Origin of the sequence: Turneriella parva DSM 21527 (genome assembly GCF_000266885.1) — a bacterium.
In the GTDB taxonomy this organism is placed as follows: domain Bacteria; phylum Spirochaetota; class Leptospiria; order Turneriellales; family Turneriellaceae; genus Turneriella; species Turneriella parva.
This window is the reverse complement of the sequence record NC_018020.1, coordinates 1,083,602-1,098,994: the sequence shown is the minus strand read 5'-3', so window position 1 is coordinate 1,098,994 and position 15,393 is coordinate 1,083,602. Positions and strand designations below refer to the sequence as shown.

Below are 15,393 nucleotides of genomic sequence, written 5' to 3'. Positions count from 1 at the left end.
ACCGTCTGGGCTCGTCTGCAATTTTGAGAGACTATCATGAAAATTACGCGCTGTCGACCCAGCGTATCCGCTTGAGTACCAGGCGGATAAGTCTGTACCAGAATAATCAGGCTGTCCCTCTAAACCAGATCGAAGAGAGCGCGCCATGCACCAGGTTATTTACCTCTTTCACCCCATGGCTCAGCTCGGCGGGGGGCCGCCGTCGCCGACAGCGTTGGTGGTTCCGGTAAAAGTGTCATGTTCGGGCACAACGTCGCAATCGGCGGGAAGGTAATTGTTCACTGGACTCAAGAGATAAGAGCCCATCCAAAGCCACTGTGCGCCCAAGGAGCCGTGTAATTTTTGGTCCGTTACTGTGTTCCAAAAATTCGGATCAACGTGCATTTCAGGATATTCAAACCCCGCACCATTATCCCTATTCTGCGGTGGATCGCTCGGCGAACTCCACGGTGAGTAAATTGAAGTGACATTGGGAAAATAGCCGCGATTTTTCAATTCCCATTTTGTTGGGTCATTTTCGTATGGATGGACCCAATTCGATATGTAGCTATTAATTTCGCCGCGATATTCAGTCGAACAAGCACCGTCACTTGACGCGCGATAGGTCAGCCCATAAAAAGTGCCGTTGGGTCGAAAGATTGTTTGTTCTTCCGTCGACGATAGAAAGGTTTTTTTCTTCGCTCCGCCAATAAATATGGTTCCTTCAATCCCTTGTTGCGTTCCCGGCGCTCCGGCCAAACCGCAACTGAGAGCCGCGGTGACGGTCCGCGGACCGAACTTGTTAATGCGCCACAGCATGTTCGCACCGTTCTCAATATTCAAGAGCCGTGCCATGCGTTTTGGGCCTGCGCCGTGGTAATAGTTGCAACCTTCCGGCGAGTCTAGGGTTCGTTTGCGATCCAGTTTGTACTGGCGCGCTACATGCCAGACCAATTGATCCGGGTCTCCTTTTTCCTTGGTGCAGTCGGCCGGCGTCCTTCCCCATTTGTCGAGAAAACCACGATGTCCACCGGGGTAGTATACACCGCTGGCATAGTAGAGTATACAGGCAGAGACAGCGGTGCCCTTTCCGATTCCCGTACCGAAGTGCACCATGCGGGCGATATCTTCGGGCTCAAGCGTATTGACGATGGGTACCAGAGAACGGCTGATCGCATCGCCATAACCCGCCCACGCCTCGTTGGTGGCGGCGCCGTAAGAGAGATTTTCCAGATGCGTGAGCATCACCTGCTCCGGTACCAGGTTCACGAGGCGGGTGATGCGGCTAGAATCCCTCACGCTATTCATGAGTAGAATGATCTTATTTACATCTGTGATATCGCCGACCAGCACCGCCAGTGCTTTCGCATTTTCGAGACCAAGCATCACATTCGTTGCGCGCTTGAGCACGTTATCCGAACCATTTTGCACACAATCCGATGCACTCTTTTCGAGAATGAATTTGGAGCTATCAGGCAATTCTTCGCCTTCGTGAGCGGCTTTGATACCGCAATACGTCACTTCGTTGATTAGGCGAATGATTTGCTGCTGCTTTGCGGGACTCCGTGGAGAGCCGTCGGGCTTAAATCTCAATCGATTCATCGCATCGGCAAAAATGTACATATCCCCTGCCAATTTGATTCCATTGCCTCTCTTGGTCGAATCGCCGATACCGTTCAAGATCTCGACCATCGCTGTCATATTGACGAGGGGTATTGCGGACGTAAGCAGTGCATAATTGTGCAATTTATTAGCCATATCTGCAACATACTGAATGCGCCGCGCCGCTGTAATTAGCTGTACTAACTTTTCGAAATTATCTGCATTGTACGGCGTATAATTCACCATCGCGGCCATGCTCGCCGCACCATTTTGGTCGATGGCGTTAGCGAGCGTGCTGAGGCGACCAAAATGATCGTTAGGGTCGGCAGAATTTCCGGCAGGGCCGAAGTCTGACCCATTTTCAGAGAGTTCGAAAGGGTGGTTATAATACCTGTCAGGGTCTGGCGACATCTTGCGCAGGCGGTACATCAGGTCTTCTATTCGCGCGAGGCCATCTTGAGTCGGCGCGAAAAATGACAGACCGTCGATAACCTGAATTAGCCCCTTGCCCTGTGAAGTCACAAGGTCATCGGATAGCCGTACCATGTGCCGCTTGACCGTGAACTCTGTATCGGCCCGCGCGATAATCTTGTTCAGAATACTTGCCAGCTTTCGCGCACCGGACCATTCAGATTTGACTTCCGTAAAGTAATGAAAAGTGCCGCCGTCGGGATGCCGTGTGTAACTCAGGGGTGACAGACTCGAGAGAATATTTCCGTAATGATTGACGTATTGCACGCCACCGACTAATTCGACGAGATGAGGAATATTTTGCACTGGCATCTCGTTTAACACATCGAGCAGGGAAAAACTGCCGTTTGCGGTCAGGCTATTTAAGATTTCGGGAACTTTGGGCGCAGCGACCGTGTCCAGACCGTTCAGAAAGGCCACAATCTTCGGCAAATCATTGTCAGCAGTAAAATTAATAATTTCGCCCAGCCGAGCGACGCCGTTTGCGTCCGCACCGTTCAGCGCCGATACGAGTACGGCTACTTTGCTCAGAGAATTAACGACTGTGGTTAACCGGCAAGGTTCTGCAAGCGCAGCAGGGTATTGGGTGCGCTCAAGCAGTGCTAAAAATCTTGAGGTGCCCGTCTCGTTTAAGCCCGAAAGTATCTGGGCAACCGAGCTTACTCCGGTGATGTTGATCTGGTTGAGTAGAATCGCAACTTTTTGCACCGCAGAGCGCTCGGCACCCTGCATACCCGGCGCCATGAAATTCTGCAGGTAAACCGTGCCGGGCGTTGACGTGGCACGGACTAAAATTTTGAGATCGTGTAAACCCGCGTTCACCGAACACGAAACGGTGTCGGTGTAATTCGCGGCATATGGTCCGAGGGTAGCACCATCGCAATAGACTAATACGCCTTCGTTGGCGGCTAACATCTCTGGTTTGCGCAGGGTGAAAGAGATGTTGCCCGCAACGGTCGTGCGGATGCGGGTGCGGAGAATTGCCACCTTACCATCACCGAGGCCATTCAGGTCGTATTGCAAGGCCGCCCCATACTGTGACGCCGGATTATAATTCCATTGCTGCGCGACTCCGGGGGTACTCCAACCTACCCAGCTGTGAACACCCATGGGTAATGAGCCCGCTGCTGCGGAAGAAAAATCGTCATTGTTTGGGCGTGCGAATGCAGATTGGGTTAGGCCATTGACGACTTGCGAAAAGCGACTTATACTGACTTTTTCGTCATTCAACAAGAGTATTGTATGCGTAATGCCATTGTCGTCGAGGTTTTGAATTAGGCCGATCACATTTTCGACACCCGCAGGCGAAATCGTGTTCATGAGGGCCGCGAGGCGTAATACGTCGTTGCTTTCATTTATGATGCGTAGCAGTTTCGTTATATTGAGGTCGTCCAGTGCCCTTAGTAAATCAATCGCGTTGAGCAAACCTAAGCCTATAGGCGCTTCGGGAACTCCTTCGGCTATTCCGTTCAGCAGTTTTGCGAGGTTGCTCAGGTCTTTGGTCTCGTTCAGCAGCCGCAGCACCTTTGCCAGGTTTACCGCATCAAGACTCTCATCTGGGGTCACCATACGGTTGAGGAAAATCGCAATGGTCTTTTTTTCTTCATTGGTCATAGCCACAAGCAGCGCCAGGCGTTCGGTTGGGCTGAAGCCGTGCGGGTCGGCGGGCTGTTCAGTCATACCTTTAATAATCTTCTTGAGAGTCGTCATGCTATCGACATAGTTCAAAAGCACCGAAATCTTGCGGAGTGTATCGTTGGGTTCTGCCAATTCAGCATATTTTCGTCCATTACGTATATGAGCATCTACCGCGTTGATTAGACCCACAAGGGTCAGCGCCGAAATCGCCTCTGGGGCATTGAGGATTTCTGAAATTCGGTTCACATCGCTCACGGCATTCACCAAATCAATTGCGTTCGACTGCCCGATGCCGTATAGGAGCAGTTTTAAGTCACCGTCAGCACTCCCATTGAAAAGTGCCTGGTATTTCTCTTCACCGATGGCGCTGCGGAATGTGGACTCGTTAAACGGGTGATTCGCGTCATTTTTTTTATTTTCCGCGTAGTTTGTTTTAGAATTAAACATGCCACCCGAGCAATAGCTTAGGCTGACCACAAACATCAATGTCCAAATTAGATAGATTCTCATGCAGATAATAACGCACAAAGGCATTAGACTGTGCCAATACATGAGTCCAGACTTATCCGATGGGACTAAACTCTGGTTTCTTGCAGTTAAGCCTGTGACGAAAGGGCCAAGTCGCCCTACTGGTGCAGAAAATGCAGATTTGACTCATGCGCAAAAGGAGTGCAATCGTATACGCTCACGGTCTCAAATCATCCGCAACGGCGACAGACGGCTTTTTCTGTGATAAATCCTCATTGCTAAATTGCGGTAACAGGGAGAAGCTTATGCTTAAAAAGTCGGATATTACAACTGCTCGGTTTGCACATGAAGAAGAAAGGTATGTTCATCTTGAAATTGAAACTCGTGCTAATATCGGCTTCATTCGTCTGCGCGAAGGTTCAGGTTGGACGATAGACGAACAGCTTTTGACTGAAATTGCCCTCGTGCATGAACGCTTCGAATACGATGAGAATATTCATGGCGTTATCTGGTCGACACACCCGAGCGGCGGTGCGTTGGGTGCGCTTGACAAAACAAAATTGTCTGTTATGGATACTGAAGTCAGGCTTCGTTTGTATCGCTATTTCGCAAGCGTCACGCGGGCAATCTATGCGTTTTCGAAACCTGAGTTATTTTTGGGATATGGGCCTGTTTCAGGTGCCGGGGCTGTGCTCATGATGGCCTGCGACTGGCGGTTTTTGAGTTCTGAGGTGCGCGGGGTTTCTTTCGTCGACGTCATGCCTGGCTTGCAGCTGACCAATGCTATGGCCCAGACAATCGCATCAGGCATCGGGTTGGAGAACTTCAAGTCTCTCATTAGATCGGGTTGGGCGCCACCGCATGACAGTCTCAAAAGATTGGGTCTGGCGAATGACATTTTTCAAACAGATGTGCTTGCGGAAAAAGGTGAAATTTTCATGCGAAGGTTAATCCAGAATCCTTTGGATTTAATGCGTTCGCGAAAGCTCAGTCTGCGCAGGGTGGGTTTGAATTTTTTTGACAAAGATCGCAGTCTCAGTGACGCCGCACTGCGAAAACTTCATGCCGAAAGCAGGAGATTGTCAAATTCTGAAAAGAAATTTTTTGCCGCCTGAATGCCAATGAAAGCCTGCGTATACACATGTGGGTTTCTGGTCAAGGCTTCGATAGACTTGACGCTGAAACCCTGCGATGCTCGAGGTCTCTAGTCTATGAATGCTTACCTTACAATGCTCTTATTCGCTTCGGGTGTTTGTCTGCTCATCGCGCTTGGGCAATTATTTCTCGCGAGAACAGGAAAGAAAAAATATATCTGGGCGGCGGCATATTTCTTCGTGGGCCTCTGTTTCGTTTTCGCTTATTTGGTGCACAGTGACCGGTTATTAGAGTATCCGCATATATACGGTCCGCATCTGGTCATCATCTTTCTGCCGGCGATGATGTATTATTTCTATTTCAGATTCTGGCTATACCCTGATTTGCCTCTGAGAACTTACTGGCATCTGATACCTGCAAGCATTGCATTCGTCATTGCAGCGCCTTTCTTGCTTGAAAACGAGCAGGCCAAGCAGGCGGCGATTATTTCATATTATAAGAATGGAGTATTTAGCTGGCGCGAATATCTGTTTGAAATCGGACTGCTGAGCAACGTCATTTATTCCGGTCTGTTAACCTGGGAGGCTCGAGTTCTGCATAAACATATTCATGTTGCAGGACGCAGTATTTTTGTTTTAACCGCGCTATGCGCCGCAATCAGCGTTGTTTCTGTATTAATAATCATGATTGCATATGCAATCGGCGATAGAGTGCTCGAGTCGTATGGAATGGTAGGTTTGGTTGTTGCGGCCGCCTTTGGCTATTTTTTCATGCAGCGCTCGTCGCATATCAGCGAAGAGCTTTCGGCTTCGGTTGAGCAAGAGCGCTATAGAAAGACCCGCTTAAATGGCGTCGATTTGAACAAGATAAGACAAGGCTTACGAGAGTTAATGGACGAACAGAAGCTTTATACTGATTTTGATCTCAGTCTGGCTCAATTAGCCGAAGCACTGGGATTAAATGCCCATCAGCTTTCTGAGTACCTGAATATCCACGAAAAGAAGAAGTTCTCTGATTATATCGGCGAATTTCGCATACACGAAGCAAAGCGCCTACTTGTAGATGAAGGTGGCGAAAATCTGTTGCGGGCCGGGCTCGCTGCGGGTTTTAGCTCGAAGTCATCATTTAATTCTCTGTTCAAGAAGGCAACGGGGCTCACTCCTGGTGAGTATCGCGATCAATTCAAAAAACGGGGATAAACAATTTCTGGCAGCGAGAGCAGCCGCAAAGTTGTCTATCCCAAAGTGTCAGACTACATGAATTTTAGAAACGGTATCCGAGTGTGATATTCGGTACAATATTCTGAACAATTTTGTCTTCGAAAATGGCGTAGTAGCGCACGCCGATATCTGCGGTTACATTGCCAAAGTTTACACCATATGCCACAATAACGCCCGCAGACAGCGCTGAACCTTTTACTTTCGTCGTGGTGGTTCCATCAGTACCAACTCCGAAGCCCGAGAGCACGCTTGTCGTCTCTCCGAATCCGAGTGAGAGCCCCGCACCTGCGCCGATTTTGAAACCTGAAACTTCGTACAATGCCTGCAAATGTACTGGCAAGTAGGCGATATTTGCGTCGATGTTCGCTTTCGCCGCCCCTTCAGTATTGGCCCAGGCAAGCTTGTACACCTGTAGGTATGCTATCCCGAGGCCGTATTGAAAGTCGTTGCCTAGCCAGATGTCTGCTCCCGCGGCAATGCCCCCTTTGGTAACAGTGGAGGTTTTACGTGCTGTGAAGTTGCTATCTGCTTCAGTCACACTCTTGTCAATGCTGCTAAAGCTGTCGCTGTTGGCCACGTTATAGCCACCCCAAATGCCTAAGCGCATCCCTGAATCTGCCGAGGCGGCAGCTATGGGGGCCTGAGCTGGTGCCGGTGCGTTCGTAACAGCAGGCGCTGTTACCGGTGCATTAGCAGCCGCATTTTTAGCATTGGCCTTTTTTGCCTGCGCCATCACGCTGGATGCACTGGCAACACACGCAAGAATCATCATTGTTTTTTTCATCGTTTACTCCTGAAAGTATTTGCTTCACTTCTCGTGAAGCGAGTGATTCTTAGCACAATTCAGATTGCAAATCGACCGAACGTATCCGTTGAGACTCAACTTTTTACGAACGGACTGTCTGATTTATAATAAGGTATTTAGAAACCCAAAACGGCGATTCTGCCGTGTTTGCGCGTTATGATTGACGACGGTGAAGAGGCCCGGCGCAGAGACTAACTTATGCCTATCGATCTTTTTTCCCTATCTTTCTTCGTCGTTGCGGGTATATGCCTCTTGATAGGTCTGGGGCATTTGTTTCTGGCTAAGGCTGGTCGAAAAAAGTATTACTGGTCAGCTGCATATTTTTCAACCGGGGCCATGATTTTCTTCTCGTTTCTGATATTCTCTGACTTGCTGATGCAATGGCCGCATTTCTATGGTCTGCATATTCCAATTAGTTTTTTGCCAGGATATTTCTACTATGCCTATTTTCGCAATTGGCTGAACCCCCATGCACGAGAAAGGCACGAGTTCTATCTCGCCCCCTTTCTGGTAGTCACAATAGTTATGGTGCCATTTCTTTTTAGTGGCGCAGAAGCAAAGCGGACGGCAATTCAGGCTTTCTATGTATATCATCAGATCAGCTGGCGAGAAGGACTCTTGCTTCTTGGGCTGGCCTATAATATTGTGTTTCCGATGCTGATTCTCTGGACAATGTTGCATGCATACACTCAAATTAAAGGCGCAGGTCGTAGTCTGCTGATACTCGTGCTGATGTGCGCGGGCATAAGTATCGTTTCTTTAGTGTTGATTATTCTTGCTCACCTGTTCACGAGCGTTGCTTTTATCAAGATTTCCGCGGGTGGGCTATTGATTGCGGCCTGTCTTGGTTATATATTCATGCAGCGTTCGGCGCATACGACCGCTTATCTGCAGGAAATTGAAACCGTACGCTATGCCAAGACGCGTTTGGCCGGTCTCAAAATCGATGAATTGGAGCAGAAGCTGTCAGATTTAATGCAGAATGAAAAGCTCTTCACAGATTTTGAGCTTACCTTAAATACCGTTGCTCAGCGTCTTTCTTTAAAACCCCATCAGCTTTCTGAATATCTGAACCTGCATGCGAAGCAGACATTTCGTGATTTTATTAACGTTTATCGGGTCAAAGAAGCAGAACGACTGCTTGCAGATCCTGAAAATGAGAATATTTTGCAGGTTGCCTACCAGGCAGGTTTCGGTTCAAAGTCGTCTTTTAACTTGATTTTTCGAAAATTGACAGGCAAGACTCCTTCAGAGTACGCGCAACTGATGCGAACCAATACGGAATCGCCAAACTGACCCAAACCTCTAATTAGACCCTATGGAAAAGCTTCCGTGGGAAGACCAGTTCATGCAGAGCGTTGCTGCCATTGCGGCAGGGGGCGAGACTGAAGAACGCGCCAAACAGCTCTTGCAAGACTATATCCGCCTGGCGAGAACAACGGCCATGCCCGAGGCGCTCGACTTTGAGCACCACCCTGAACTCGCCGCGACGGCGTCGCCGTACCTGGGCCGCGACGAAGAGATTCACGACCTGATGCTTGCGATTGTGACGCCGATACTCAGTCGGTTCAAGGTCACGGGTCTCGAGAATTTTGAGAAGGTTATACCATCGCTCACGACCTGCGGCGTGACGCTGGTGGCAAACCACCTGAGTTTGTTCGACGCAGCAGTCGTGTACGCTTTGCTGCACCGCGAGCCACACCTCAAGCAATATGCTGAGAAGATTTTCTTTATAGCTGGCAGACTCGTCTTTACCTCTGACTACAGTCGTGTCGCGGGCCGCATGTTCCATTCGATGCTGGTGGCGTCGCCGCGTGACATGGCCGAGAATGAGCCGATTAAGCGCGAGCTCGCACGGCTCAACATTCGCTCATTCAAAGAAGGTAAAGAACGGCAGCGGCAGGGGCACATTCTCGTCCTCTACCCCGAAGGTACGCGCAGCCGCGACGGCAAGATGGGGCAGTTTCACGGCGCTCTCTACAACTACCTCGAAGGTACCGTGGTTTTGCCGATTGCGATTACCGGCGCTGACAAGATTTTGCACTCGCACAGTTTCACTTTTGAACTTACCGATGGCAGCATGACGCTGGGTGAGCCGATTTTCGTAGCGCCTGCGGATGCAGCACCGCGCGATATCCTCAACCTTGATGCCGATACACTGCCGAAAGAGACGCGCAAACAAGACGCGATGGATACCATCGGCCGCAAGGTCGCCGCGATGCTGCCCGAACAGATGCGGGGTGTTTATGCCAGCGCGCCATAGCGCACAAACTACTGTGCCTGCAACGTCGCACTCTGCGCCCACGCAGGTTGAGCGATGGGAAAGACTTAAGGTCGCGAGCCTGCTCTTTATCGCTGCGAGCATCTTTCTCGCGATCGCATACCTGACGCGCGATATTATCGTGCCCTTTGTCATCGCTGTTTTTCTGAACTATGCCATCTCGCCGGTGGTCAAGAAGCTGCAAAGCTCGCTGCGAATTCCCAGACTGGTTTCTACGGGCCTCACTGTCGCTTCAGCCCTATTAGTAGCAGGATTAATTGTTTTTCTGGCGGTGGTTTCGCTGTCAGGGGCTTTTCGCAGTCTCGAACAGTACCATCACCGCATTCTTGATCTCTTCAACGAAAGCGCACTGCTACTGAACCGCTGGCTGTTGCCCGTGCAGGTTACCATCGACCCGGCGACACTCGCGGCCTCGCTCAAGAAATTGCCGTTTCTTGCCTGGGCGCGCAGCGTATCTTCAGGTGTGCTCGAGTTCTTCGGGCAGACGATTCTCGTCGCTCTGTTTTTTGTCTTTCTCGTCGCCGGCACACGGCTCAAGCGACATGCGGCCGATCGCCCCGGCAGCATGTCTTACGCGGTGAACGACAAGATCGCTCGCTATTTGGGGGTGAAATTCTTAACGTCGCTCGTCACCGGCATTCTCGTCGGGGCGGTGCTCGCGATTCTTCAGGTCGATCTCGCCGTGCTCTTTGGTCTGCTCGCGTTTCTCTTAAATTTTATTCCGAGTATTGGGTCGATTGCCGCGACGCTGTTGCCTCTGCCCGTTGCTTTCTTGCAATACGGCACCGGCTGGCATTTTGTGCTGGCACTGGCCTTACCGGGGTTAATCCAGTTTATTATCGGTAACCTCATTGAGCCGCGTATCATGGGCGAGTCGCTGGGCCTTCACCCGGTCGTGGTGCTGCTGTCGCTGTTGCTCTGGGGTTTTCTTTGGGGCATACCGGGCATGTTGCTCGCGGTGCCCATCACGGCCGTGCTCAAGATTGTGTTTGAGCGCAACGAAATCACGCAGCCCCTGGCGCGCGTGCTCGAGGGAAAACCTCATTAGCCTTTACCCTGTGATGAGAAGGTCGGTTTTTCCTCTGTGGGCGAAATACCGCCGTTACGAATTGGCGTCGTCGACTACCTGAACGCCTACCCCCTGTGGGCTGCTATGGAAAACCATAGCGGTGTTAAGCTCTTGCGCGGTGTGCCCTCATTTCTCGCAGGGGAGCTGCACGCGGGCCGGCTCGATGCCGCGCTCATCTCGTCGGTTGAATACCTGCGGCACCCGCAGGGCTTTTATTACCATGACTCGCTGTGTATCGCCGCAACGCGCGAATCGAAATCGATACGCCTTTTTATGCCCGAAGTCAGCAAACCTTTCGAGGCAGCGTTGCAAAATGTGCAGACCATCTTTACCGATGTCTCTTCACGCAGTTCGGTCGCGCAGCTACGCGTCATTCTCAATCACTTGCACGTAAAACCGGCTCTTGTCGAGGTCACGGGTGCGGCAGATCGTATTGCGAGGCTTCGCCAGGGCGAGGCATTGCTGACGATCGGCGACACGGCTCTCGCGCACATGGCCGAACCTTCGTACGACCTGCAGCAGCAGTACTTCGCGCTGTTTCAGTGCGGCTTTGTTTATGCGCTGTGGGTCATGCGCGAAGATAAACGCAACGTGCTCGAGCCCGTGCTCGCAGCGGCGCATAAAGAATATAGTGAGGATCTACCTCTCTACTTAGACCTTGCTGCTAAGCGCTTTGGCTTTTCGCCCGACTTCACGCAAGCCTACCTCATGGAGACGATTCAGCATACATTTTCGCCAGAGCGCAAGCGCGACCTGGATTTTTTCGCAGAAAGGCTAAAGAATATGCCATGAATTGGGCCACTGAAAGTGGCCCAATTCATGGCTCACCGCGGAGAGTTTCGAGTTCAGTGATCAGCCTGCCCAGATCACCCATGCCCTTCGCGCGGTAAACTCCGCGCAGGTATGAATCTTTATCGAGCAGATAGAAGTTTTCGGTGTGCAAAAAGTCGCGCAGGTCGCGGTTGATGTCTTTGGTAAAAGTGTCGGCATTGAAGGCAGTGCGCGCCATTCTGAAGACGTCGTCTTGTGGGCCTGTGAGAAAAATCCAGTTGTCGCTCTTTATGGCATACTTGGCACGAAAGGCTTTGATCACGTCAGGCGTGTCTTTTGCCGGGTCGACTGACACCGAAATTATCTGCAGGTCGTCTTGTTTCTTGATGAGCTGCAAAAGGCTGCGCATATTCGCCGTGAGCATCGGGCAGATGCCATGGCATGAAGTGAAATAAAAGTTCACCAGAACAAATTTGCCCCTGAGAGATGAAGTCGCTAAGGGCTTGTTCTCATGCGTGGTGAACCCCATCGAGGGCATTGCTTTCAGATCAGCAGGCAGCGCCGCTGCGGGGGCATTCTTTGCCGGCCACCAGGGTGTCATGAACTTGCCTTTGAAATACGGCAGCACACCGGCAACAGGTTCGTAATAGGCAGTGATATCGGCGTCACCCGGTGGGTTGGCCTTGCATGCAAGTGAAAGGCTCATGAGCACTACGGCGAACGACTGCAACACCACCCCGCAGAGTTTCACAGCGGAACATCCTTCTCTGTTAACGACTGATTCTGTTGCAGCTTCGCCTTTTCTTGCGTTACCGGGTTGCAGAGTTTGCTGCCCGGCAGGCCATACGCTGCGCCTTCAGCAGTGAAAGCCTGGCTCGTGTAAATCTGGCCCGTCTGGCGAAAGATTTTTGAAACAAGCAGTTTCCCTTCGGGGCTATATTTCTTGTATTCAAACACCTGGCCATTGTCGTGGTAGGTGAACTGGTCGCCGACATATTCGCCGTGCGCGAACGTGCTGACAAATCTCAGATTGCCATTCGCGTGCCAGCCCTTGTGTGTGCCGTGTTTTTTGCCCTGCTCATAAACGCGCTCTTCGACCAGTTGCTTGTTCTTGCGAACTGTGAGACGGCCATGCTCCAAGCCATTTTGATAGGGCGTCATGCGGATCTCAGAACCATCGCCGATGGCCTGCCTGAGAATACCGCTGAACGGCTCACCGGCGAGCAGAAGCCGACCGCCTGAGACACTGATGCGCGGATCAGAACCTTCGATTGTCTTGCTGCAGGCTGCGGGGCCACCGGCGAGCAAGAGCAGCAGGCCGCAAAGAATGGCGTGGCTGAATCGGGTGTAAAAACTCACCTTCACTTTCATGCCACTCTCTGCGCGCCTGAATCTCGATCAGTTGGTAATCGTGCCTGCCACACCGCGAAAGTACGAGCCGAGCAGCGTGTCGATTGTTGCCGTCGGGTCGAGTGCCATGTGGTAGTGATAGGTGGCTGTGCCTAAATGGCGGGTCGTCGTCGTATGGCCATGGAGTTGGTCAAGAGTCGTTGCTGAGGCACCGGTGATGCCTGCGGCTGATCCGTCAGAGGTGCCAGTCGAGGCGGTCAGCGTGATGTCATCTGCAGTGGTCGCAGTTGCATTGTCGCATTTCTTGCCATAGATCAGATAACCGTCGAGCGCAATACCGATCAGGTTTGCATCGTTGTTGTCGGTTCCGCTTGCACCCACTTTTCGCACACCTGCATGGTGGTGGTAGACGCCCGCGTTCTGCGGATGGCCGTCAAAACCGTCAAAGGTTGCGGCCTCAGCAGCGAGTGTATCGGGCGGTGCAGCTGCATTGTTAAAGATCGCCAGGCCATTGACTGTCACACCGACGGCGACGTAGCCATTTTGCGTGCCGGTCAGCGTGCCCGTTTTGAGTGTCGGTGTGGCGGGAATTGTAAATTCGAGATTCTGAACGAAGATAGTATTGGTACCTGCAGAAGTGTTGCCGCTGGGTAGCGCGGCCCATAGAGTCGCATTGCGTTTATCGACTGCGCATGCACCGGCCGATATAAGACTGCAGTAATAAAAGCTCACGTGATTCGGCATATTCACACTCTTAAAGACATTGTTCGCGCCATTCACATAGGCGGTCTGGCATTTGAAATTGTCTCTGATTGCTGCCGGTAAAGCTGCATCCATCGTTGTGTTGACACTATCAATGCAAGTGGCACCCAAAGTTGCAGAAGTTGGTGTAACCGAAGCGCTCAACGTGCCATAGGTCTGGCTCATGCTGTAGGTAACAGTCTTCACGCTCGAGTCGTTGTTCCCGCTCTTGCAGGCAATCGCTCTGAGGTTTGTGGCATTACTGACAGAAACAGCCGCTGAATACAGTGTACCAGTAGTGCAGCCTGTTTTGGCTGCGTTGCAGACCGGCGTCGCCGAAGTGCTGTAGCAGATTGCCGCCCCCGAAGTTGTTGTGCTGATCGTGATATTGTGCGGGCCGGCAGTCGAAAACGCCGATACCGACGGCGTATAGGTCGGTGTCGAAGTCGTCGTGGTTGTCGTACTTGTGGTCGTGGTATTGGTCGTCGCCGTCGAGTCGCTGCTCGAGCAGCCCGAAATAGCGAGTATAGCCATAGCCGTAATTGCGAGTATAGTTGTTTTCATCATTTGCCTCTGGTACGGGGATAATCCACCCCAATATACCGGACACTTTTTTTTCGAGCATTTGTCTGGGCTGCCCTTTGGGCAGCCCAGACAAATGCGATACCTTATTGCCTTGACCGCTCCGCAAGGGCACGGCAGTTGCGTTGACGCTTTTTTGTTTAAGGAGATAACATGGGTGATAATGACAATGATTCATATAGTGAATCGAGCACACAATCATGGGGCAGCCGCCTCATGGGGTCAATCAAGGGAGTCGCATTCGGCCTCTTGCTGTTTTTCGCAGCATTTTTTGTTCTCTGGTGGAACGAAGGCCGCTCGGTAGAGACGTATAAGAGCCTGCAAGAAGGCAAAGGCGCGACGATAGCGGCTAAAGCCGACAGCGTCGATTCTTCGCTCGACGGTAAACTGATACATGTCTCGGGCCCCGTATCGACAGAAGAGACGCTGACCGACGACACTTTCAAGGTCGAAGCCGAGAAGGTGTTGTCATTGCGCCGCACGGTGCAGATGTACCAGTGGCAAGAGAGCTGCACGAGCGAGACCGAAAAAAATCTCGGTGGCAGCACAACCACCAACACCAAGTGCACGTATAAAAAAGACTGGGCCGGCAAAACCGATTCTGCTTCTTTTAAGAAGCCGCAGGGTCACACCAACCCACCGATGATCTACACCTCTGAAACGGTTACGGCCGCCAATGCAAAACTCGGTGCGTACCGCCTGCCGCAGAACCTGACATCAAGCCTCAGCTCGTTCGTGAAGCTCGAAGCGAGCGACGCGGTGCTTGCGAAAGTACGCACCGTTGCCGCAAAGCCAGTCGCTGCAACCAGCGAAGGTATCTTCATCGGCATGAATGCCTCAAACCCGCAGGTCGGCGACTACCGCGTTAAATTTGAAGTCGTGAAGCCCACCGATGCAAGTGTGATTGCGGTGCAGCAGAGCAGTTCTTTCGCGCCTTACACGGCTGATGCGGGTGGCAGCATCTATATGATTTCTCAGGGCGTCGTGACCGCGCAGCAGATGTATAAATCTGCCGAATCGTCAAACGCCTTCATCACCTGGGTTCTGCGCCTCGTCGGCTGGCTGATGATGACGATTGGCCTCAGTATGCTCTTTAAGCCCCTCTCAACCCTGCTCGATGTATTGCCGATTCTCGGCAGCATCATGAGCTTTGGCACGGGGCTTGCCTCGGCGATCGCGGCGTTTGCTCTGTCGGTGGTCACAATCGCCATTGCCTGGTTCTTCTACCGACCGGTGCTTTCGCTCATTCTCATCGGCATAGTGGTGGGAGTGATCGTGTTCATGCGCCAGCGCGGCGCGGCGAAGAAGGCAGCGAACTAAA

At 51.7% G+C, this 15,393-nt stretch carries 13 protein-coding genes; 7 read left to right on the top strand and 6 right to left on the bottom strand.

Annotation, left to right across the window (positions count from 1 at the left end; genetic code table 11):
* Positions 1 to 180 precede the first annotated feature (180 nt).
* Entirely contained in the window at positions 181 to 4,200 is a 4,020-nt protein-coding gene (locus tag TURPA_RS05290) for a hypothetical protein (RefSeq protein WP_014802256.1), read from the bottom strand.
* A 263-nt stretch (positions 4,201 to 4,463) separates the two neighbouring features.
* On the opposite strand from TURPA_RS05290, the gene TURPA_RS05285 reads away from it, so the two are divergent.
* A complete protein-coding gene (locus tag TURPA_RS05285; protein ID WP_014802255.1) occupies positions 4,464 to 5,273 on the top strand; it encodes an enoyl-CoA hydratase/isomerase family protein in 810 nt (269 codons plus the stop codon).
* A 96-nt stretch (positions 5,274 to 5,369) separates the two neighbouring features.
* Positions 5,370 to 6,452 carry a helix-turn-helix domain-containing protein gene (locus tag TURPA_RS21460; protein ID WP_014802254.1) on the top strand — a complete coding sequence of 361 codons (1,083 nt, stop codon included), beginning with the start codon at positions 5,370 to 5,372 and terminating at the stop codon, positions 6,450 to 6,452.
* A gap of 64 nt (positions 6,453 to 6,516) precedes the next feature.
* On the opposite strand, the gene TURPA_RS05275 is transcribed toward TURPA_RS21460, so the two are convergent.
* A complete protein-coding gene (locus TURPA_RS05275; protein WP_014802253.1) occupies positions 6,517 to 7,257 on the bottom strand; it encodes a hypothetical protein in 741 nt (246 codons plus the stop codon).
* 219 nt (positions 7,258 to 7,476) lie between these two features.
* On the opposite strand from TURPA_RS05275, the gene TURPA_RS05270 reads away from it, so the two are divergent.
* The 4 genes from TURPA_RS05270 to TURPA_RS05255 are packed head-to-tail and all read left to right on the top strand — an operon-like array spanning position 7,477 to position 11,420.
* Positions 7,477 to 8,574: a helix-turn-helix domain-containing protein gene (locus TURPA_RS05270; RefSeq protein WP_014802252.1), complete on the top strand. Its 1,098-nt coding sequence runs from the start codon at positions 7,477 to 7,479 to the stop codon at positions 8,572 to 8,574.
* 22 nt (positions 8,575 to 8,596) lie between these two features.
* Complete coding sequence (locus TURPA_RS05265) at positions 8,597 to 9,541, top strand: lysophospholipid acyltransferase family protein (RefSeq protein WP_014802251.1); 945 nt, start codon at positions 8,597 to 8,599, stop codon at positions 9,539 to 9,541.
* Positions 9,525 to 10,607: an AI-2E family transporter gene (locus TURPA_RS21455; RefSeq protein ID WP_014802250.1), complete on the top strand. Its 1,083-nt coding sequence runs from the start codon at positions 9,525 to 9,527 to the stop codon at positions 10,605 to 10,607. The genes TURPA_RS05265 and TURPA_RS21455 overlap by 17 nt, the downstream gene beginning before the upstream one ends.
* Positions 10,608 to 10,643: 36 nt before the next feature.
* Positions 10,644 to 11,420, top strand: coding sequence for a menaquinone biosynthetic enzyme MqnA/MqnD family protein (locus tag TURPA_RS05255; RefSeq protein ID WP_014802249.1), 777 nt, complete (start codon positions 10,644 to 10,646; stop codon positions 11,418 to 11,420).
* A 25-nt stretch (positions 11,421 to 11,445) separates the two neighbouring features.
* Here the strand turns inward: TURPA_RS05255 and TURPA_RS05250 are convergent, their stop codons facing one another.
* Genes TURPA_RS05250 through TURPA_RS23970 form a run of 4 tightly spaced genes read right to left on the bottom strand, consistent with a single transcriptional unit; the run spans position 11,446 to position 14,115 of the window.
* Positions 11,446 to 12,150 carry an SCO family protein gene (locus TURPA_RS05250; protein ID WP_014802248.1) on the bottom strand — a complete coding sequence of 235 codons (705 nt, stop codon included), beginning with the start codon at positions 12,148 to 12,150 and terminating at the stop codon, positions 11,446 to 11,448.
* Positions 12,147 to 12,770, bottom strand: coding sequence for a toxin-antitoxin system YwqK family antitoxin (locus TURPA_RS05245; RefSeq protein ID WP_014802247.1), 624 nt, complete (start codon positions 12,768 to 12,770; stop codon positions 12,147 to 12,149). The genes TURPA_RS05250 and TURPA_RS05245 overlap by 4 nt, the downstream gene beginning before the upstream one ends.
* Positions 12,771 to 12,797: 27 nt before the next feature.
* Positions 12,798 to 13,844, bottom strand: coding sequence for a YHYH protein (locus tag TURPA_RS22485; protein WP_425358594.1), 1,047 nt, complete (start codon positions 13,842 to 13,844; stop codon positions 12,798 to 12,800).
* Positions 13,750 to 14,115: a hypothetical protein gene (locus tag TURPA_RS23970; protein ID WP_041948315.1), complete on the bottom strand. Its 366-nt coding sequence runs from the start codon at positions 14,113 to 14,115 to the stop codon at positions 13,750 to 13,752. Before TURPA_RS23970 ends, TURPA_RS22485 begins: the two co-directional genes overlap by 95 nt.
* Before the next feature lie 110 nt (positions 14,116 to 14,225).
* Between TURPA_RS23970 and TURPA_RS05230 the strand changes: the two genes are divergently transcribed.
* Positions 14,226 to 15,392: a TMEM43 family protein gene (locus TURPA_RS05230; RefSeq protein WP_014802245.1), complete on the top strand. Its 1,167-nt coding sequence runs from the start codon at positions 14,226 to 14,228 to the stop codon at positions 15,390 to 15,392.
* Position 15,393 lies beyond the last annotated feature (1 nt).

Excerpts from the sequence above, each read along its gene's own strand:
- TURPA_RS05230 (WP_014802245.1), top strand. The coding sequence starts at position 14,226 with ATGGGTGATAATGACAATGATTCATATAGTGAATCGAGCACACAATCA.
- TURPA_RS05245 (WP_014802247.1), bottom strand. The coding sequence starts at position 12,770 with ATGAAAGTGAAGGTGAGTTTTTACACCCGATTCAGCCACGCCATTCTT.
- TURPA_RS21460 (WP_014802254.1), top strand. The coding sequence starts at position 5,370 with ATGAATGCTTACCTTACAATGCTCTTATTCGCTTCGGGTGTTTGTCTG.
- TURPA_RS05265 (WP_014802251.1), top strand. The coding sequence starts at position 8,597 with ATGGAAAAGCTTCCGTGGGAAGACCAGTTCATGCAGAGCGTTGCTGCC.
- TURPA_RS21455 (WP_014802250.1), top strand. The coding sequence starts at position 9,525 with ATGCCAGCGCGCCATAGCGCACAAACTACTGTGCCTGCAACGTCGCAC.
- TURPA_RS05290 (WP_014802256.1), bottom strand. The coding sequence starts at position 4,200 with ATGAGAATCTATCTAATTTGGACATTGATGTTTGTGGTCAGCCTAAGC.
- TURPA_RS23970 (WP_041948315.1), bottom strand. The coding sequence starts at position 14,115 with ATGCTCGAAAAAAAAGTGTCCGGTATATTGGGGTGGATTATCCCCGTA.
- TURPA_RS05270 (WP_014802252.1), top strand. The coding sequence starts at position 7,477 with ATGCCTATCGATCTTTTTTCCCTATCTTTCTTCGTCGTTGCGGGTATA.
- TURPA_RS05275 (WP_014802253.1), bottom strand. The coding sequence starts at position 7,257 with ATGAAAAAAACAATGATGATTCTTGCGTGTGTTGCCAGTGCATCCAGC.
- TURPA_RS05285 (WP_014802255.1), top strand. The coding sequence starts at position 4,464 with ATGCTTAAAAAGTCGGATATTACAACTGCTCGGTTTGCACATGAAGAA.